Below are 18,881 nucleotides of genomic sequence, written 5' to 3'. Positions count from 1 at the left end.
GTCGCCCTACTCGACCGTGACGCCCCAGAACCGCGGCTCCGGATAGAGCCAGCCGGCATAGCCCTTGATGCTCTTGCGCAGCGCCGTCAGCTCGGCACCGTTGAACAGCACGATCATCGGCACGTCGGCGATGAAGCGCTTGTGCATCTCGTCGAACAGCGCCTGCCGCTTCGCGGCATCGTCGATCGTCATCGACTGGCGCAGCATCTCCTGCGCCTCCGGATTGTCCCAGACCTTGCGCGGCTGCGACGCCTTCGGCCCGGTCAGCATCTCGAAGCTCAAGGAGGGATCGAGGCGAGCCGAATAGACGAAGGCCATCGACTGGTAGTCGCCGCGGTTGTAGCGGTCGAGCTGCGCCGCCCAGTCCATCACCTCGAGCTCGATATTGATACCGACGGTCTGCGCCATCGCCTGCACCAGCACGGAGGAATCGAATACGAAGCTGTAGCGCTTGTTGGTGATCATCTTGATCGGCTGGCCGCGATAGCCGGCCTCCGCCAGCAGCTTCTTCGCTTCCGCGATGTTCTGCGCATAGCCGTGCGACTGCGCCTCGCTGTAGAAGGGGCTGCCGATCGGCAGCGCGGAATTGTTCGGACGCGCCGTGCCCAGCATCACCGCGTCGACGATCTGCGCGGTGTCGATGGAGAGCGCAATCGCGCGGCGGATCCGCACATCCTTCAGCAGCGGGTCCCTGGTCTGGAACAGGATGCCGGTGAGGCCGAGCGCAGGCGTGATGCTGAGCTGGACCTCGGGACGCGTCTTGAGCTCTTCGAGATCGGGGATCGACAGGCTCATGATGACGTCGAGCGAGCCGCTGAGCAGACCCGCCTTCGCCGCGGAGCTGTCCGGGATCACGTTGAAGCGCACGCGATCGACCTTGACGTCCTTGGCGCCGGTGTAGCCGGTGCGCGGCTCGCTGCGCGGGACATAGCCGTCGAAGCGGACGATATCGACATACTGCCCCCGCTTCCACTCGGCGAGCTTGAACGGGCCGGTGCCAACAGGGGCGATCCACTTGCCGTCCGCGCCGACGGAGTCGCGGTGGATGATCGCGGTCTGGCCGCAATCGGGCCGCGCCAGAGTCGGGAGAAACAAGGCGGTCGGCTGATCGAGCGTGACAACGACGGTTTGCGGGTCCGGCGCCTCGATTTTTTCGATCCGCGCAATACCGGTGGCGCTGAACTCGGACAGGCAGCGCCATTGCGTCGCCGGATCAAGCCAGCGCTTCAGCGACCAGACCACGTCATCCGCGGTCATGGTGGCGCCATTGTGGAATTTGACGCCTTGCCGCAGGCGGAACGTGTAGGCCTTGCCGTCGTTCGAAACGGTCCAGCTCTCGGCAAGCATCGGGCCCACCGAGGTATCATCGCGGAAGGCGACCAGCCCTTCGACGACGTGGGCGACCACCGCATCCGTGTTGGCGTCGCGATTGGTGCCGGGATCGGTCGAGCGGATGTCGGCGTTAAGCCGCGTCCGCAACAATGTCTCGGCGCCGGCTTTCCCCAGCATGGCCAGCAGGGCCAATGCGGCCAGACCGACCGCCCATGCCGGCGATGGCCGACGCCGCCGCATCACGCCGCCCCCGCCGCAGCCGACCGCTCGAACGCGGCCCGCCCGATCTCGTCGATCTCGAGCCGGTAGGAGGTGAACTCGCGATTGAGCGCCGGCAGCGGCGCCACCTGCATCAGCCCGCTCGCCGGCTCCATCAGGATCATCGCCACGGTGGCGCTGAGATTGTTGCTGAGATTGCGGCGCGGCGGACGGCAGACCGACCAGGGATAGGCGAACTCGTCGAACAGCGCGGTCTTGACCGTGTCGAAGGTGATGCTGCCGATGTGCGGCTGAAGCAGATCGCGGACGCGGATGTCGCGGTAGAGACTGTCAGGTGTATCCTGGATACCAGCGTCCTTGAGCTTGCCAAGCGCAACCGGGCTCACGAAGTGATTGGCGTGCACCAGCAGGCCGTTCTGCGGATGCACCTGGAAGGTCTCATCCGGCGCGCATTCGAAATCGATCGCCACGCCCTCGCGATGGCTGACGATCATGTTGTTGGCCGCGGATTTCTTCGTGCAATAGACCACGCGCATGGCAAGTGCGACATGCTCCTGCTCCAGCACCTTGCGGCGGATCAGTGCCAGCGGCACGCCGACCTGGCGATAGTCACGGTCACTTTGAAGATAGTTCGCAGTGATCGCGATGCCGACCGCGTTGAAGCCGCAGCGCCCCAGCGCGCCGGCCTCGGTGAAGGTCATGAGATCGGGACCGTCATCGCGGCGCACCTTCAGCACCACAGCGGTCTCCGCGCACTCGCGCTTCCAGTCCCAGTTCTGGGCATGGATCAGACGACCGTTACCGGTCGCCGTCGGCAGCGCAACGACGCCGGTGCAGCCATCGGGCTCATCGGGCGCCTTCAGGCGCGCGCGGATCTTCGGATTGGCAAGCTTGAGGATCTCGGTGCGGGCGTTGAGCAGGACGATATCCTCGAACGGAACGTCGGCGCCTTCGGCGATGCCGCGCATCTCCTCGATATAATCAGGCTCGAACGCCTCGATGACGGGAAGATAATCCCGCACCAAGGCGGCCACGCCCTTCGCATCGAGCGAGAGCTCCTGCAACTGCGCGAAGTAATGCGTCGTCCCCTTCTTGATGCGGCCCGCCGCCTTCTGCCCGTACTGACGTCCACGCTCGCGCGGAGGACCGGAGATTTCGATGAGGGGAAAGGGTTCGACCATGGGACGGCAAGTTCCTTTTGCTTTCCGATGGAGGCTAATGTATTTTGTGATGACATGAAACAAAAATCTTCAACCCGGGAAAAGGCCTCGCCAAGCCGTCTTCAGCGCGAATTGTCCGCTGGGATCATGGATCTGATCCGGAGCGAACGGCTGGCGCCCGGAACACGTCTTGCCGAAGTCGCCCTGGCCGAGCGCCTCCAGGTGTCGCGTACGCCGGTGCGCGCGGCGCTGAAGCTGCTGGCACGGCGCAAGCTCGTGCATGCCGGCGTCAGCCGCGGCTATTTCGTCGCCGAAACCGCCCCTGCCCTGCACAAGACGCCACCGAAGCCGAACCCCGACGATACCGACCGGCTGTTCCTCGCCATCGCGCGCGATCGCCGCGCCGGCCGGCTGCCCGACGAAGTATCCGAGCGCGACCTGATGCAGCGCTACGATGCAACACGGCCGATCGTGCAGCGCGTGCTCACCAGGCTTGCCGAAGTTGCCGCGGTCCAGCGCAAGCCGGGACATGGCTGGCGCTTCCAGCCGACGCTCGCAGATACACAGGCACGCGACGAAAGCTATCGCTATCGTCTGCTGATCGAGCCGGCCGGCCTGCTCGAGCCGGGATTTCGGCTCGATCCGGCCTGGGCTGCCGAGATGCGCCGCCGTCATCAGGAGATGCTGGCGATGCCGTGGAGCGACACGGTCAGCATCGCACTCTACGAGATGAACGCCGCCTTTCACGAAGGCCTCGCCGCCGCGTCAGGCAACCGCTATCTGCTGGTCGCGGTTCAGCAGCAGAACCGGCTGCGGCGCTTCGGCAATTACGACTGGACCTTCGGCCATGAGCGCGTGATCGTGAACTGTCGCGAGCATCTCGCCATCCTCGATCAGCTCGAAGCCGGCCAGAACGAGGCTGCCGCCGCGCTGCTGCGCCGGCATCTCGAAGGCGCCGCCAGGCTCAAGCGCCGCCCCGCCAGTTCCGCTCCGTCAAGATCCGCCTGAACACGTACAAGAGTTGTCATGCCCATGAATGCCTTCGCCTCCTCCAACAGCCCCCTCACCCGCGAGGCCATGGAGCCGTTCTGGCTGCCGATGACGCCGAACCGGCAGTTCAAGTCGAAGCCGCGCATCTTCGTCGGCGCCGAAGGCATGCACTACGTCACCGATGACAACAGGCGCATCCTCGACGGCATGGCGGGGCTGTGGTGCGTGAATGCGGGACATGGGCAGCGACGCATCGTCGAGGCGATCCAGGCGCAGGCGGCGAAGCTCGACTTCGTCTCCTCGTTCCAGATGAGCCATCCGGCCGCCTTCGAGCTCGCCCGGCGCATCACCGAGATCGCGCCAGATGGCCTCGACCACGTCTTCTTCACCAATTCGGGTTCGGAATCGGTCGACACCGCGCTGAAGATCGCACGCGGCTATCATCGCGCCCGCGGCGAGGCCAGCCGCATCCGCTTCATCTCGCGCGCCAAGGCCTATCACGGCATGGGCTGGGGCGGCCTGTCGGTCAGCGGCATCGTCCGCCACCGCAGGGATTTCGGCCCGCTGCTGCCCGAGGTCGACCATCTCCCGCACACGCACAATCCGGAGCACGCGGCGTTCTCGCGGGGACAGCCGCAGTGGGGCGCGCATCTCGCCGACGAGCTTTCAAAGCTGCTGCAGGTGCACGATCCCTCGACGATTGCCGCCGTCATCGTCGAGCCCGTGACCGGCTCCGGCGGCGTGCTGCCGCCGCCGGTCGGCTATCTCGAGCGGCTGCGCCAGATCTGCGACCAGCACGGCATTCTCCTGATCTTCGACGAGGTGATCACGGGGTTCGGCCGCCTGGGCGCGGCGTTCGGCGCCAACGCCTTCGGCGTGACGCCTGATATCATCACCTGCGCCAAGGGCATGACCAACGCGGCCGTGCCGATGGGCGGCGTCATCGTCAGCGGCAAGGTCTACGACGCGCTGATGCAGGGGCCGGACAACGCGATCGAGCTGTTCCACGGCTACACCTATTCGGCGCATCCGCTGGCCTGCGCGGCGGGTCTTGCCGCGCTCGACGTCTATCAGGATCTCGGCCTGTTCGAGCGGGCACGCCGCCTCGCGCCGGTTCTGGAAAACCACGCGCACGGCTTGCGCGACCTTCCCCATGTCGTCGACATCCGCAACATCGGGCTCTTGGCCGCGATCGACCTGAAGCCGCGCGACGGCGCGCCGGGTGCGCGCGGCACCGAGTGCGCCGGCCGCTGCTATGAGGACGGCATCCTGATCCGCGGCAGCGGCGACACGCTGCTGGTCTCGCCGCCCCTGATCATCACCGAGGAGCAGATCGGCGACATCTTCGCGGCCATCCGCCGCGCCCTGAGCGCCATCGGCTAGCGGCCGACAAGACCGCTGATCGTCACTTCGCGTCCTTCTTGAGCTCGATGGCGACCTGCGAAACCCAGGCGCCGGGCGCATCCATGACGAACGATTGGTGGCCGCCCTTCGTGCGGATCGTCACCAGTGCCGCCACTGTGTTGCCCTCGATTCTGGCTTCGATCAGCCCATCCTCCGCGCTCGTCCCATAGATCTTGCCGCCCTGGCGGTATTCACTCTCGAACCAATTCCCCGAGAATTCCGTTCCGTTCTGTTCGATGTTGGCGGACAGAATCATCCTGTAGGCCTCGCTCGCACAGCGCAGATCCAGGGTGAGCGATCGGCCCGGCTTCGTGACGTTGTAGGCCACCTTGCAACGCACCTTTTCGTTCGGACCATCCTTCGGCTTCATCGAGCCCATGCCGGACCACGAGCCGGCCAGAGTGTCCAGCGTTGCTTCCGCTGCGGACGAACTGAGGACCGCGAGCGCGAGGCAAGCCGCCGCAAGCCTCGTTTGCGTCACGGACAATCTCGAGAGCATCGCAGTGGCCTCCGATTCACGGTGTTCGAACCGATCCTACCCGCCGCGAGCCGATCAAATTTGGGCGAAGATGTTGCGATATGTTGCGGCATGTGACCGAGCCGCACCGCATCGGTCGACGCGGGCCCTCACGCGCGCAGCGCCGTAACGCGGCGGCGCGGCCGCCTAGCCTTGTGGCAATGCGTCGAGATGGCAGGCCACCCATTGCTCGCCTTCGGCGGCGCGGAGCTGCGGCTCCTCCGTCCGGCAACGATCGAACACGTACGGACAACGGGTGTGGAAGCGGCATCCGCTCGGCGGGTTGATCGGGCTCGGCACGTCGCCGCCGAGGATGATCGGATTGCGCTGGGCGCCCGGCTCGGGCAGCGGTACCGCCGAGAGCAGCGCCTTGGTGTAGGGATGCCTCGGCGCGGCAAAGATCTCCCGGCGCGGCGCGACTTCCACGATCTTGCCGAGATACATCACCGCGACGCGATGGGTCATGTGCTCGACGATGGCGAGGTCATGGCTGATGAACAGCAGCGCGAGGCCGAACTCCTGCTGGAGGTCCTGGAGCAGATTGACGATCTGCGCCTTGACCGAGACGTCGAGCGCGGAGACCGCCTCGTCGCAGACGATCAGCTCGGGCTCGGCCGCGAGCGCCCGCGCGATGCCGATGCGCTGGCGCTGACCGCCGGAGAATTCGTGCGGCCGCCGGTTCAGCGCCTCGCGCGGCAGCCTCACCGTATCCATCAGCGACGTGACGCGGACCTCGAGATCCTCCGCGGATTTGGCGAGGCCGAAATTGCGGATCGGCTCGGCGAGGATGTCGCGCACGCGCATGCGTGGATTGAGGCTGGAGAACGGATCCTGGAACACGACCTGCACGCGCCGGCGCATCTGCCGCATCGTGGCCGGCGCGGCATCGTCGATACGCTGGCCGTCGAGGATCACCTGCCCCGAGGTGATGTCGAACAGCCGCAGGATGGCGCGTCCGACCGTCGACTTGCCGCAGCCGGATTCGCCGACCAGCGACAAGGTCTCGCCGCGCGCGATCTCGAAGGACACGCCGTCGACCGCATAGACCCATTCGGACTTGCGGCCAAACAGACCCTTGTTGACCGGAAAATGCTTCTTGAGGTCGTTGACCTGGAGCAGCGGAGGACTCATGCCGCAACGGCTCCCTTGGCCGCATAGTGACAGGCCGCGACGTGGCGCGGGCCCTTCTCCTCGAGCCCCGGTGCATATTGGCGGCAGAGGTCGGTCGCAAGCGCACAGCGCCCGGCGAAGACACAGCCAATGATAGGCTTGCGCAGATCCGGCACCTGCCCGGGAATCTCGGCGAGCCGCCTTGCGGTGCCGGTCAGCGACGAGCCGAGCCGCGGCACCGCGCCGAGCAGACCCTGCGTATAGGGATGACGCGGCGAACGGAACAGCTCGGCAACCGGCGCCTCCTCGACCTTGCGGCCGGCATACATCACCATGACGCGCTCGGCGATCTCGGCGACGACGCCGAGATCGTGGGTGATCAGGATGATCGCGGCACCGACCCGGCTCTTGAGGTCGAGCATCAGCTTGAGAATTTGCGCCTGGATGGTCACGTCGAGCGCCGTGGTCGGCTCGTCCGCGATCAGAAGCTTGGGATTGCAGGCCAGCGCAACCGCGATCATGACGCGCTGGCGCATGCCGCCGGAGAGCTGGTGCGGGTATTCGCGCACGCGCCGCTTCGGCTCGGGAATGCCGACCAGGGTCAGCATCTCGACCGCGTGCGCCTCGGCGGCCTGCTTGTCCAGGCCCTGATGGATCATCAGCGTCTCGCGGATCTGGCGCCCGACCGTGAGCACCGGATTGAGGCTGGTCATCGGCTCCTGGAAGATCATGGAGATGTCGTTGCCGCGGATGGCGCGCATCTCGCGGTCGGACAGCTTGAGGAGGTCCCGTCCCGCAAAGCGGATGGCGCCGGCGATCCTGCCGGGCGGCTCGGGGATCAGCCGCATCAGCGACATCGAGGTCACCGACTTGCCGCAGCCGGACTCGCCGACGATCGCGAGCGTCTCGCCCTCGTTGACATGGAAGGACACGCCGTCGACCGCGCGGTTGATGCCGCTGGGCGTCCGGAAGTGGGTCTGAAGATTCTCGACTTCGAGCAGCGCCATCGTGATCAGCCCCTTGACATCAGAGGCTCTTGGCCATGCGCGGATCGAGCGCATCGCGAAGGCCGTCGCCGAGCAGATTCACGGCAAGCACGGTGACGGACAGGAACGCCGCCGGAAAGAACACGATATAGGGCTTGACCTGCCACAGCGCGCGGCCCTCGGCCATGATGTTGCCCCAGGACGGAATGGTGGGCGGCGTACCCGCACCGATGAAGGACAGGATCGCCTCCGTGATCATGGCGCTGGCGCAGATATAGGTCGCCTGGACCAGCATCGGCGCGAGCGTGTTGGGCAGGATGTGTCGGATGATGATCATCGGCGTGCGCGTCCCGCAGGCGACCGCCGCGTCCACATAGGGCTGCTCACGCAGCGACAGCACCACACTGCGGACGAGACGGGAAACGCGCGGGATCTCGGCGATGGTGATGGCCAGGATGACGTTGCCGACGCTGCCGCGCGTCAAGGCCATCAGCGCGATCGCCAGCAGGATCGGCGGGATCGACATCAAGCCGTCCATGAAGCGCATCAGGATGCCGTCGGCCCAGCGGATGAAGCCGGAGACGATGCCGATGGCAAGGCCCACGGCGGACGCAAACAACGCAACCGACAGGCCGACCGTGAGCGACACCCGCGCGCCGAAGAGCACGCGCGAATAGATGTCGCGGCCGAGCACGTCGGTGCCGAACCAGTAGGCCGCCGACGGCGCCCGCGTGCGCTTGGCCGGCGCGAGCGCGGTCGGATCGACCGTTCCGAGATAAGGTGCGAAGATCGCGATCAGCACCAGCATCAGCAGCAGCGCGCCGCCGATGGCGACCGTCGGATGGCCGCGCAGGAAACCGATGAAGCCGCGCCGGATCTTGACCGGCCGAAGGATCTCCGGCAGTTGCGGCGCGAGGACGAAGCCGGCCGGGAGCGATTGCGGGTTGACGGTGGTGTCGGTCAATAGCGGATCCTCGGGTCAACGAGCGTATAGATGACGTCGATCATCAGATTGACGAGGACGTAGACGAAGCTGAACAGCAGCACGATGCCCTGGATGACCGGATAGTCGCGGCGCAGGATCGCGTCGATCGTGAGCCGGCCGAGGCCGGGAATCGCGAACACGCTTTCCGTGACGACGGCACCGCCGATCAGGAGCGCGATGCCGATCCCGATCACGGTGACGATCGGCACCGCCGCATTCTTCAGCGCGTGAACGAACAGGATGCCGCCCTGCCCGAGGCCCTTGGCCCGCGCGGTGCGGATATAGTCCTGCTGCAGCACTTCGAGCATGGTGGCGCGGGTGATGCGCGCGATCAGCGCGATGTAGACGCAGCCGAGCGCGACCGCCGGCAGGATCAGGTTCTCCAGCCAGGGCCAAAAGCCCTGGGCAAGCGGCGTGTAGCCCTGCACCGGGAGCCATTCCAGCTCGAGCGCGAAGATGTAGGCAAGCATGTAGCCGACCACGAAGACGGGCAGCGAGAAGCCGAACACGGCAAAGCCCATGATGACGCGGTCGATCAGGCTGCCGGCCTTCCACGCCGCCACCACGCCGAGCGGCACCGCGATCACGATCGTGAGCAGCAGCGTGACGATCATCAGCGACAGCGTCGGTCCGAGACGCTGCCCGATCATCGTCGAGACCGGCAGATTGGTGAAGATCGAGGTACCGAGATCGCCGTGCAGGATGCGCCAGACCCAGCTTCCGAACTGGACCAGGAAGGGCCGGTCGAGACCGAGGCTCTGGCGGATGCGCTCCACATCCTCCGGGCTCGCCTGATCGCCCGCGATCACCACGGCCGGGTCGCCCGGCGCGATGTAAAGCAGGCTGAACACGAACAGCGCGACGATTGCCATCACCGGCAAGGTCGCGACGATGCGACGGAGGATGTAGGAGAGCATCTGGCTTCAGTGCACGATCATGCTGACTTCGATACGCCCCAGAAGAACGGCAACGGCCCCTTGGTGATGCCGGAGACGTTCTTGCGCCACGCCGTGTAGCTCAGGAAGAAGCCGGTCGGCGCATAGACGACGTCATCCATCGCCGCCTTGTTGAGGCGGTTGATGGTGGCCTTTTCCTCGTCGAGATTCTTGGCCTCGAACCAGGATGTGACCTCCTTTTCGGTGCCGGCGCTGGTGGGCCAGCCGAACCAGGCCTTGTCGCCATTGGCGCGAATGGCGGTGTACGGCGCCGGGTTGATGCAGTCCGAGCCCGCATGCCAGGTGTGGAACATGTTCCACCCGCCCTGTCCCGGCGGCGTCTTCTGCGCACGGCGGGAGCCGACCGTGCCCCAGTCGGTCGCGACGAAATCGACGTTCATGCCGAGCCTCTTCAGGAGGTCCGCGGTCACGTCGCCCATCGCCTTGGTGATCGGCTGGTCCTGCGCCACCAGGCACGTCACCGGCTGGCCGGAATAGCCGCTCTCGGCAAGCAGCTTCTTGGCCGCGTCGAGATCGCGCTTGCCCTTCAGGATCTCACCGCCCACTTCCGTGTAGAGCGGCGTATCCGGCGTGAAGAAGCCCGGCAGCGGTTTCCAGAGCGCGGTGTCGTCGCCGACGATCGCGCGCATGTAGTCTTCCTGGCTCATCGCCATCAACACCGCACGCCGCGCCCGCACGTCGTTGAAGGGCGGATACAGGAAATTCATGCGGAACGAGCCAATATTGCCGAGGGGATCGCCAATATCGACACTGATGTTCTTGTTCTTCTTCAGAACCGGCACGAGGTCCGCGATCGGATTCTCCCACCAGTCGATCTCGCCATTCTGCAGCGCCGCAGCCGCGGTCGCCGGATCCGGCATCACCACCCACTCGATGCGGTCGACCAGCATTTGCTTGCCGCCGGCAAGCCACGAGGCCTTTTCCTGACGCGGCACGTAGTCGGCGAACTTCTCGAACACCGCTTTGGCGCCGGGCACCCATTCGCCCTTGGCGAACTTCATCGGCCCGGAGCCGACATACTCGGCGATCTGCTTGAACGGATCGGTCTGCGCGATGCGCTCCGGCATGATGAAGGCGCACGGCGAGTTGTTCTTGGCGAGCGCATAGAGCAGCTTCGGGAAGGGCTGCTTGAGCACCAACTTGAAGGTGCGGTCATCGACGGCGGTGAGCTCCTGCTGGATCGCCTTGATCATGAGCCCCATCGGATCGCGCGCCGACCAGCGCGCAAGGCTCGCGACGACGTCCTTGCTCCGCACCGGCTCGCCGTCATGGAATTTGAGCCCTGATCGGAGCTTGAACGTCCAGGTCGTACCGTCGTCGGTGACTTCCTCGGATTCGACCATCTGACGTTGCGGCTGGAGCGAGGAATCGACGCCGTAAAGCGTGTCCCAGACCATCGCCGCGGCGTTGCGCACGACATATTGCGTGCCCCAGATCGGGTCGAAATTGGCGAGATTGGCCTGCGGTACGAAGCGCAGCGTACGCGCCGCCGCGCCCTGCGCGATCGCCGGGGCCGAGAGGCCGCCCGTCAATGCCAGACCGCCCGCGCCAGCCAGTCCCTTCAATACGCTCCTGCGATCCATGAAGTCCTCCCAGTAATGCCGTGATGCCGGCCAATCATTGGCCAAGAGCAGGTGAAACCGAAGCCCATTGGCGTGCAAATGGTATGCCAGTAACCAGGCCTTCGCCAGCGGGATCTCGACGCCATTTTGACCGATCCAGGCCTCAAAGCGCGGCTGCCAGCACAGGCCCGGTCTCGATATGCGGGATCGCCTCGACCAGCTTGCGCGTGTAGTCGGTTTTCGGATTATCGAACAGCGCGCGGCTTTCGCCCTGCTCCACGATGCCGCCATTGCGCAGCACGATGGTGCGGTTGCAGAGCATGCGCACCACGTTGAGATCGTGGCTGACGAACAGCAGCGCGATGTCGTTCTCGCGGCGCAGGCGGTCGAGCAGTTGCAGCACCACCGCCTGCACGGAAACGTCGAGCGCGGCGGTCGGCTCGTCCAGCACCAGAAGCCGCGGCCGGCAGGCGATGGCGCGGGCAATGCCGACGCGGGCCTTCTGGCCGCCCGAAAGCTGGTGCGGAAACCGCGGCAAGAGATCGAGCGGCAGTCCCACGCGCTCGGCACATTCCTCGACCCGCGCGCGCAGCGCATCGCCCGCACGCATGCCGTCGAGCCGCATCAGGGGATGGGCGATGCAGTCGAAGGCGGTGAAGCGCGGGTTGAGGCTCTCGTTCGGGTCCTGGAAGACCATCTGGATGTCTTTGCGCAGCGGCGAGCGGTGAAAATCGCGCGACGCGACGTGACCGATCGACTGCCCGTCGAACACGATGTCGCCTTCGCTGGGATCGATCAGGCGGCAGATCATCCGCGACGTCGTGCTCTTGCCCGATCCGGACTCGCCGACGAGGCCGACGCTCTCGCCGCCGGCCATCGTCATCGAGAAGTCAGCGACAGCCGCGGCGCCCTGGTCGAAGCGTTTTGCAAGTTTGCGCACCTCCAGAAGGGGCGGCGTACCATGCGCGGGCTCCAGCCTTGGCTTGCTGACCATCGCCGCGTTGCGCTCCCGCTCCTCCTCCGTCACGAGATCCTCGATCCGGGAGGTCGCGGTCGGCGATGCCGCAACCAGGCGCTTCGTATAGGCGTACTGCGGCGCGCTGAAGAGAGTCTTGGGGCTCGCCTCCTCGACGATGCGGCCGCGCTCCATCACCGCGATGCGGCGGCAATAGCGTGCCGCGAGCCCGAGATCGTGCGTGATCAGGATCGTCGCCATGCCGCGCGCGGCGGCGATATCCGCGAGCAGATCCATCACCACCTTCTGCGTGGTGACGTCGAGGCCGGTCGTCGGCTCGTCCGCGATCAGGAGCGCGGGATTGCAGGAGATCGCGATCGCGATCATGACGCGCTGGCACATGCCGCCGGAGAGCTCGTGCGGATAGGCATTCATCCGCGCCTCGGGGTCGCGGATCTGGACGGCGCGCAGCAGCTCCAGCGCCTCGGCGCGCGCGGCGTCCTTCGATATCTTCTTGTGCGTGCGGATCGCGTCCGCGATCTGGAGGCCGATCGCCCGGATCGGATTGAGCGCCGCCCGCGGGTTCTGGAAGATCATGGACATCGCGGCACCCTGCAGCTGACGGAGGTCGTCGCCCCGGAGCTTCGTCACGTCCTGCCCGCGAAACAGGATCCTGCCGCCGGTGACGCGGCCGGCCGTATCGAGCAGCCTTGTCGTCGCAAAGCCCGTAACCGATTTGCCCGAGCCGCTCTCGCCGACGAGGCCGAGCATCTCGCCGGCTTGCACCGTGAGCGTCACGCCGCGCACGGCTTCGACCATGCCGCGCCGCGTCGAGAACGAGACGTGGAGGTCGTCGATCCTGAGGAGCGTCTCGTTCATGTGCGCATGCGGGGATCGAGAATGTCCCGCATCCCGTCACCGAGCAGGTTGAAGCACAGCACGGCCATCATCAGCGCGAGGCCCGGAAAGGCCACCAGCCACCACCGCCCCGTCGAGATGAAGCGTGCGCCCTCCGCGACCATGATGCCCCATTCCGGCGTCGGCGGCTTGACGCCGAGGCCGATGAAGGACAGGCCGGCGGCATTGAGAATGGCCCAGCCGAGGTTGAGCGAGATCTGCACCGCCATCGCCGGCAGGATGTTCGGCAGCAGGAAGCGCAGCACCACCGAAAAGTGGCTCTCGCCGCAGGCGCGCGCGGCCTCGACCCAGCCGACATTGCGCCGGACGTTGACCTCGGCCCGCGCGAAACGGATGTAGAAGGGAAGATTGATGATCGCGGTCGCGATCACGATGTTCTCGATCCGGTTGCCGAGCGCTGCGACCATCGCCATCGCCAGCACGAACAGCGGAAAGGCCATCATGACGTCGACGAAGCGGCCGACGCCGCGGTCGAGCCTGCCGCCGGCATAACCGCAGAACGAGCCGACGACGGCGCCGATCACGAAGGAGATGCCGACCGCGGACACCGCAATCGCAAGATCGAGCCGCGCGGCGATGATGAGGCGGCTGAACACGTCGCGTCCGAGCTGGTCCGTGCCGGCGAGATGGGCTGCGCTCGGCGGCTGCAGCGCCTCCGAGACATTGGAGACCACGGGATCGTAGGGCACGATCCAGGGGCCGAAGATCGCAACCAGGACGAACAACAGAACGCCAGTCGCGGCGACCGCGGTGAGCGGATTGCCGCGCAAAATCCAGACCGAATGCCGAAGGGTTGCGCTGGTCATCCGATCGACACCCTGGGATCGGCGATGCCGTAGCAGATATCGACCACGAGATTGACCAGCACGAACAGGCTGGCCATCAGCAGCACGAAGCCCTGCACCGGCGCATAGTCGGAGGACAGCAGCGCATCGAGCGCATAGGAGGCAACGCCCGGCCACGAGAACACCTTCTCCACCAGCACATTGGCGCCGAGCATGGTCGAGAACACGATGCCGGCGATGGTGATGACGGGCAGGATCGCGTTGCGCAGCGCGTAGGTCACGACGACCTTGCGCCAGGACAATCCGACCGAGCGCGCGGTGCGCACGAAATCACTGCCGAGCGAGACCAGCATCGAGGCGCGCGTGATCCGCGCCAGCGGCGCGATCACGAACAGCGCCATGCTCACCGCCGGCAGGATCAATTGCTTGCAGGCCGCCCACCAGCCGTCAAAGTCTCCGGCCAGCAGGAAATCGATCGACAGGAAGCCGGTGCGCTGCGGCGGCAGCGAGGTGAAGACGTCGATCCGCCCGGTTGGATCAGGCGCAAGCCCGAGCAGATAGTAGAACACGTAGATCAGCAGCAGGCCGGAGACGAAGGTCGGCACGCAGACGCCGAGCGCGCAGAACAGCCGCACGCCGTGATCGACGATCGATCCCGGCCGCAGCGCCGCCATCACGCCGAGCGGCACGGCGGCGATCAGCGCGATCAGGAGCGCCGTGAAGGTGAGCTCGAGCGAGGCCGGCAGCCGCTCGCGCAGATCCTTCAGCACCGGCTGCCCCGTCATCATGGAGCGGCCGAGATTGCCGTGGCCGATGTCGGAGAGATAGAACACGAGTTGCTCCGGCACCGATTTGTTGAGCCCCATCTGCTTGCGGATCTGCTCGATCTCTTCCTTGCCGGCATTGGGCCCCGAGGCGAAGAACACCGCGGGGTCCCCGGGCAGGACGCGCATCAGGAGAAAGGTGAAGACCAGCACACCGAACAGCGCCGGCAGCGACGACAACAGCCGCCTGCCCGCCCGCACCAATGTTGCGCCAAGACCGGTCGTCACCTTTCAAGACTCCTTTCGTTTGACGCTATCACTTGCGGCTGACGTCGCGATAGTCGACCTGACGGTGGAACTCGTAGGTGTAGCCTTCGATCGACGAGGCCATGACGGCGTCCTGGTTCGGCTGCCACAGCATGACCTGCGGCATCAGATCGAAATGCATCGCATTGAGCTTGCGGCCGGCTTCCTCGTACTTGGCCTTATCCGGCTCGAAGCGGGCTTCCTGCGCGATCGCGGCAAGATCCGGATTGTTGATCGAGCTGTAGTTCCAGCGCTGATTGCCGGTGTAGAAGTTGCGGTAGAAATAGTCGGTCGAAGGCAGCCAGGCGACGATGCCTTCGGTGTAGAACGGCAGCTTCTTCTCGTTGATCTGCGTCGACATCTGCGCGTCCGGCAGCTTCTGGATGTCAACCTTGATCCCGATCTTGCCGAGCGATTCCTTGACCAGCGCCGCCATCGGCTCCGCGGTCGAGGATTGCCCGACGTTGAAGCTGAAGGTGGTCGAGAAGCCCTCCGGTAGGCCGGCGGCCTTGAGATATTCGCGAGCCTTGTCCAGATCGAGCTTCACCGGCTGCTGGAACGGATAGGTGCCGTTCGCCGGCTTGCCGTCCGCCCAGGTCGCCCCGAACAGCGGCGAGCCGCGGCCGAACAGAGCGGCCTTGAACATGTCGTCATAGGGCAGCGCGTAAGCGATGGCGCGGCGGACATTGACGTTGTCGAAGGGCGGCATCTGGTTGTTCATCGAGACGAAGGTGATCGCATTGTATTGCGGCGTCGAGATCACCTTGAGCTTGCCCTTGGCCTCCAGCGACTGCACGTCGCTGGCCTGGAGATCGACGACGATATCGGCATCGCCGCGCTCGACGAGATTGGCGCGCGTTGCCGGCTCCGGCACCGACTGAATGATCACGCGCTTGAAGAAGGCAGGCTTGTTGGCCGAGCCGCGGTTCCAGGCCTCGTCGCGCTTGAGCGTCACCTGCTCGCCCGGCTTGAAGGTCTCGACCACATAGGCGCCGCTACCGGCGGTGTGCTCCTTCAGCCACGCGGTCGCCCAGGGATCGTCCGCGGTCGCGTGCTCCTTGGCCACTTTCGAGTTGATGATCATGGGATAGACGGTCGCCAAGTTCGGCAGCGCGAGCTTGTCGGGCTTCGGCAGCGTCACCTCGATCGTCAGCGGATCGATCACCTTGAACTGGTCAGCCGAGGTGAGCGAGCCCGTCAGCAGCTGCGCCTTTCCGAGGATCGGCGCGGTGACGCAGCGATCGAGCGACCACTTCACGTCCTCGGCGGTGACAGGCGAGCCGTCCTGGAATTTTGCGTCCTTGCGCAGGCGGAAGGTGAGCTTCAGACCGTCGGGGCTGACGTCATAGGATTCGGCGAGCTCGCCGGTGATCTTGTCGAGATCGAACACCCATTTGCCGTTGAGCTGCTTGCGGCCGAACGCCACCAGCCGGTCATACGTGCTCATGCTCAGCGCGAAGGACTCGCGCGTCGAGCCGGGGATGTTGGGATCGAGCGTGTTGACGGATGCGCCCGTCACATAGCGCAGTGTTTCCGTCCTGGTTTGGGCCTGCGAAGGCGCGTTCGCGATGAGCAGAAGCGCGACGGTGGCCAGGACGCAGGACGCCGGCCTGAAAGACACAAAACGCATTCGTTTTTCCCTGAATTTCGAAAGAGAACGCCAGCAAGGCAGGTTAAGAAAGAAGCAAGTTGCGCGCCAGTCTCATGGGGCGTTTTTGGGGACGCTTGGCCGCGGCGGCGCATGGATGATCATCGAAAATCCCCCGTTTTTCGCGCCGGCCGCGTGACCACGGCCTGCGGCACGTCATAGGCGCTGAGCGAAGCCCAGTGCCGCGCGATATCGGCGCGAAACAGGCTGCGCGTCAGGCCGTGGACCAGCTTCGGCACGGCGGTCGTCATCGCGTTGATCGACGATCCCGACGGACCAAAACTCATGGTGGAGGCAATGGCGAACAGATGGACGTCCGAGATCCAGGGCGTCTTGCCTGCCACGCGCTCGGTGAAGGCGTAATCGTCGGCGAGATAGGGGAAGCGGCCGAGCCGTTCGTTGCGCTCGCCCTCCGGCGGCTGATAGCGGTCGGCCCAGGTCGCGATATTGCCGGCGAATCCGGCGAGCTCGCCGCGCCCGGCAAAGTTCATATCGATTCCGGTGCCGCAGATGACGAAATCCGCCGCAATGGTGCCCCCGGGCGTCTGCAATTCGATGCCGTTGCCGGTCTCACGCGCGGCCTCAAGCGGCGCGCCCTCGTGCAATGTGAAATTGGCATGACGGGCGCAGCGGTCATAGGTCGGTTGCGGAAATCCCTCGCGCATTTCGAGGATCTTGCGCATGAAGCGCCAGCGCCAGGCATCGTCGAGATCGCTGAGATGACGCAGGAAGCCGCGAAAGGTCAGCCAGCGATAGGGCTGGACCACCTGGATCTGCGCGCGGCGGCACAGCAGATGCACCTCGGCGGCACCCGCCTCGAGCGCGGTCGCCGCATTGTCGAAGGCGGAGGCGCCGGCGCCGATCACGGCGACGCGCCTGCCGCGCAGGCCTTCGAAGTCGATGTTTTCGGCGACGGTCGCGACAGAGCCGGCGGGCAGATCGCGGAGCGGCTCCGGAATCATCCAGTCGCCCATCCCCTCCTGCCCCGTGGCCAGCACGATCTTGCGGGCGTAGAGCGTCTCGACGCCGCCGGCACTCTTCACGCGGGCCGCGAGCAGCCCGCCGGGCGCCTGCGCAATCTCCAGCAGCTCACAGCCATTGCACACCGGCAAACCGACCGTGCGACGCAGCCAGAGCAGATACTCGGCCCAATGGCCTCGCGGGATCAGGTCGAGCTTTTGCCAGCTCTCCCTGCCGAAGCGGGCTTCGTGCCAGGACTGGTAGGTCAGGCTGGGAATGTCGAGGTCGGGACCGGTGTAGTCCTTCGGGCTGCGCAGCGTCGGCATCCGGGCATAGGTGAGCCACGGGCCCTCCTTGCCCTCCTCGGCCTTGTCGAGCAACAGGATGTTGCTGACGCGGGAGCGCATCAAACCAAAACCGATGGCGATGCCGGACTGGCCGGCACCGACGACGAGAACATCGAGCGCCGGCTTGCTATCAGGCCCGATCTTCGGTTCGAGCCACACTGCACCGGGATGCGCGATCATGGCGAGATCGGCGCGAATATCGGCTTCGAGCTCTGTCAGCGCGTCACTCATGCCGCGAGCCAGCCTCCGTCAACCACCATGACGGTGCCAGTCGTGAACGAGGACGCATCGCTGGCAAGATGCAGCGCGGTCTGCGCGATCTCCTCGGCCTCTCCGAACCGCTTCATGGCATGGCGGTTGCGGGAGGCTTCACGCACCTCGTCCGAATTGGAATGGCGGGCAAAGCTGCGGCGAAGCATCGGCGTGTCGATCGCGCCCGGCGCAATCGCGTTGACGCGGATGCCGTCGGTCGCGAAATCCACCGCCATGGTCCGCGTCAGGCTGACGATCGCGCCCTTGGCGGCGATATAGGCGCTGTTGCCCTTGCCGCCGGCCATCGCAAGCTGCGAGGCCAGCGTGATGATCGAGCCGCTGTTCTGTCGTTGCATCTGCGGCACGGCCGCTCGCGCCCATAGCCAGGTGCCGCCGACATTGGCGCGGAACACGGCGTCCCAGTCTTCCACGCTCGTCGTCAGCACCGTGCCGCCGCAGGAAAAGCCGGCGGCGGTCATGAGGATATCGAGGCGGCCATGTCGTGCCACGACGTCGCCGACGACGCTCTCTGCGAAAGCGGCGTCACCGACGTCGCCGACATGTGTCGTTGCTTCGCCAACGAGGCTCAGCGTTTCCTCAAGGCCCGCAGCATCGCGATCGACCAGAGCAAGGCGCGCGCCCTCCTCCGCGAACAGCTTTGCGCTGGCGCGGCCGATGCCGGAGGCTGCTCCCGTGATGATGGCCGTGCGCCCCTGCAGCCGCAT

General features: G+C 65.7%; 16 protein-coding genes. 2 read left to right on the top strand and 14 right to left on the bottom strand.

What is annotated here, in order from left to right; genetic code table 11:
* Positions 1 to 6 precede the first annotated feature (6 nt).
* Positions 7 to 1,572, bottom strand: coding sequence for an ABC transporter substrate-binding protein (locus AC1RUR_RS06630; protein ID WP_492842288.1), 1,566 nt, complete (start codon positions 1,570 to 1,572; stop codon positions 7 to 9).
* Positions 1,572 to 2,732, bottom strand: a complete 1,161-nt coding sequence (locus AC1RUR_RS06625) for a C45 family autoproteolytic acyltransferase/hydrolase (RefSeq protein WP_492842287.1) — start codon at positions 2,730 to 2,732, stop codon at positions 1,572 to 1,574. Before AC1RUR_RS06625 ends, AC1RUR_RS06630 begins: the two co-directional genes overlap by 1 nt.
* A gap of 27 nt (positions 2,733 to 2,759) precedes the next feature.
* Between AC1RUR_RS06625 and AC1RUR_RS06620 the strand changes: the two genes are divergently transcribed.
* Positions 2,760 to 3,719, top strand: a complete 960-nt coding sequence (locus AC1RUR_RS06620; protein ID WP_492842286.1) for a GntR family transcriptional regulator — start codon at positions 2,760 to 2,762, stop codon at positions 3,717 to 3,719.
* Positions 3,720 to 3,737: 18 nt separating this feature from the next.
* Positions 3,738 to 5,084 carry an omega-aminotransferase AptA gene (gene aptA / locus AC1RUR_RS06615; RefSeq protein WP_492842285.1) on the top strand — a complete coding sequence of 449 codons (1,347 nt, stop codon included), beginning with the start codon at positions 3,738 to 3,740 and terminating at the stop codon, positions 5,082 to 5,084.
* Between the two features lie 22 nt (positions 5,085 to 5,106).
* Here the strand turns inward: aptA and AC1RUR_RS06610 are convergent, their stop codons facing one another.
* The 12 genes from AC1RUR_RS06610 to AC1RUR_RS06555 form a co-directional block, all read right to left on the bottom strand.
* The gene (locus AC1RUR_RS06610; protein ID WP_492842284.1) at positions 5,107 to 5,586 is read right to left on the bottom strand and encodes a hypothetical protein; all 480 of its coding nucleotides are present in this window, start codon (positions 5,584 to 5,586) and stop codon (positions 5,107 to 5,109) included.
* A gap of 183 nt (positions 5,587 to 5,769) precedes the next feature.
* On the bottom strand, positions 5,770 to 6,753 hold the full coding sequence (locus AC1RUR_RS06605) for an ABC transporter ATP-binding protein (RefSeq protein WP_492842283.1): 984 nt from the start codon (positions 6,751 to 6,753) through the stop codon (positions 5,770 to 5,772).
* Positions 6,750 to 7,739, bottom strand: a complete 990-nt coding sequence (locus tag AC1RUR_RS06600; protein WP_492842282.1) for an ABC transporter ATP-binding protein — start codon at positions 7,737 to 7,739, stop codon at positions 6,750 to 6,752. The genes AC1RUR_RS06605 and AC1RUR_RS06600 overlap by 4 nt, the downstream gene beginning before the upstream one ends.
* Before the next feature lie 19 nt (positions 7,740 to 7,758).
* Complete coding sequence (locus AC1RUR_RS06595) at positions 7,759 to 8,682, bottom strand: ABC transporter permease (protein WP_492842281.1); 924 nt, start codon at positions 8,680 to 8,682, stop codon at positions 7,759 to 7,761.
* A complete protein-coding gene (locus tag AC1RUR_RS06590; RefSeq protein ID WP_492842280.1) occupies positions 8,679 to 9,620 on the bottom strand; it encodes an ABC transporter permease in 942 nt (313 codons plus the stop codon). The genes AC1RUR_RS06595 and AC1RUR_RS06590 overlap by 4 nt, the downstream gene beginning before the upstream one ends.
* A 17-nt stretch (positions 9,621 to 9,637) precedes the next feature.
* Positions 9,638 to 11,242: an ABC transporter substrate-binding protein gene (locus tag AC1RUR_RS06585; RefSeq protein WP_492842279.1), complete on the bottom strand. Its 1,605-nt coding sequence runs from the start codon at positions 11,240 to 11,242 to the stop codon at positions 9,638 to 9,640.
* A 142-nt stretch (positions 11,243 to 11,384) separates the two neighbouring features.
* On the bottom strand, positions 11,385 to 13,055 hold the full coding sequence (nikE, locus tag AC1RUR_RS06580) for a nickel ABC transporter ATP-binding protein NikE (protein WP_492842278.1): 1,671 nt from the start codon (positions 13,053 to 13,055) through the stop codon (positions 11,385 to 11,387).
* On the bottom strand, positions 13,052 to 13,900 hold the full coding sequence (locus AC1RUR_RS06575) for an ABC transporter permease (RefSeq protein ID WP_492842277.1): 849 nt from the start codon (positions 13,898 to 13,900) through the stop codon (positions 13,052 to 13,054). Before AC1RUR_RS06575 ends, nikE begins: the two co-directional genes overlap by 4 nt.
* Positions 13,897 to 14,931, bottom strand: coding sequence for an ABC transporter permease (locus tag AC1RUR_RS06570; RefSeq protein WP_492842276.1), 1,035 nt, complete (start codon positions 14,929 to 14,931; stop codon positions 13,897 to 13,899). The genes AC1RUR_RS06575 and AC1RUR_RS06570 overlap by 4 nt, the downstream gene beginning before the upstream one ends.
* A 28-nt stretch (positions 14,932 to 14,959) precedes the next feature.
* Positions 14,960 to 16,579, bottom strand: coding sequence for an ABC transporter substrate-binding protein (locus AC1RUR_RS06565; protein WP_492842275.1), 1,620 nt, complete (start codon positions 16,577 to 16,579; stop codon positions 14,960 to 14,962).
* A gap of 119 nt (positions 16,580 to 16,698) precedes the next feature.
* Complete coding sequence (locus AC1RUR_RS06560) at positions 16,699 to 18,135, bottom strand: NAD(P)-binding domain-containing protein (protein WP_492842274.1); 1,437 nt, start codon at positions 18,133 to 18,135, stop codon at positions 16,699 to 16,701.
* Positions 18,132 to 18,881 (bottom strand): SDR family oxidoreductase, encoded by a 750-nt coding sequence (locus tag AC1RUR_RS06555; protein ID WP_492842273.1) that lies wholly within the window; start codon positions 18,879 to 18,881, stop codon positions 18,132 to 18,134. Before AC1RUR_RS06555 ends, AC1RUR_RS06560 begins: the two co-directional genes overlap by 4 nt.

It is taken from the genome of Bradyrhizobium sp. GW821-FHT12B03 (assembly GCF_058807535.1).
This window is presented reverse-complemented; position numbering and strand designations above follow the sequence as displayed.

Bases quoted from the DNA above. Each gene is read 5' to 3' on its own strand.
- AC1RUR_RS06630 (WP_492842288.1), bottom strand. From the start codon at position 1,572: ATGCGGCGGCGTCGGCCATCGCCGGCATGGGCGGTCGGTCTGGCCGCA.
- AC1RUR_RS06625 (WP_492842287.1), bottom strand. From the start codon at position 2,732: ATGGTCGAACCCTTTCCCCTCATCGAAATCTCCGGTCCTCCGCGCGAG.
- AC1RUR_RS06620 (WP_492842286.1), top strand. From the start codon at position 2,760: ATGGAGGCTAATGTATTTTGTGATGACATGAAACAAAAATCTTCAACC.
- aptA (WP_492842285.1), top strand. From the start codon at position 3,738: ATGCCCATGAATGCCTTCGCCTCCTCCAACAGCCCCCTCACCCGCGAG.
- AC1RUR_RS06605 (WP_492842283.1), bottom strand. From the start codon at position 6,753: ATGAGTCCTCCGCTGCTCCAGGTCAACGACCTCAAGAAGCATTTTCCG.
- AC1RUR_RS06600 (WP_492842282.1), bottom strand. From the start codon at position 7,739: ATGGCGCTGCTCGAAGTCGAGAATCTTCAGACCCACTTCCGGACGCCC.
- AC1RUR_RS06590 (WP_492842280.1), bottom strand. From the start codon at position 9,620: ATGCTCTCCTACATCCTCCGTCGCATCGTCGCGACCTTGCCGGTGATG.
- AC1RUR_RS06585 (WP_492842279.1), bottom strand. From the start codon at position 11,242: ATGGATCGCAGGAGCGTATTGAAGGGACTGGCTGGCGCGGGCGGTCTG.
- nikE (WP_492842278.1), bottom strand. From the start codon at position 13,055: ATGAACGAGACGCTCCTCAGGATCGACGACCTCCACGTCTCGTTCTCG.
- AC1RUR_RS06575 (WP_492842277.1), bottom strand. From the start codon at position 13,900: ATGACCAGCGCAACCCTTCGGCATTCGGTCTGGATTTTGCGCGGCAAT.
- AC1RUR_RS06565 (WP_492842275.1), bottom strand. From the start codon at position 16,579: ATGCGTTTTGTGTCTTTCAGGCCGGCGTCCTGCGTCCTGGCCACCGTC.
- AC1RUR_RS06560 (WP_492842274.1), bottom strand. From the start codon at position 18,135: ATGAGTGACGCGCTGACAGAGCTCGAAGCCGATATTCGCGCCGATCTC.
- AC1RUR_RS06555 (WP_492842273.1), bottom strand. From the start codon at position 18,881: ATGCGGCTGCAGGGGCGCACGGCCATCATCACGGGAGCAGCCTCCGGC.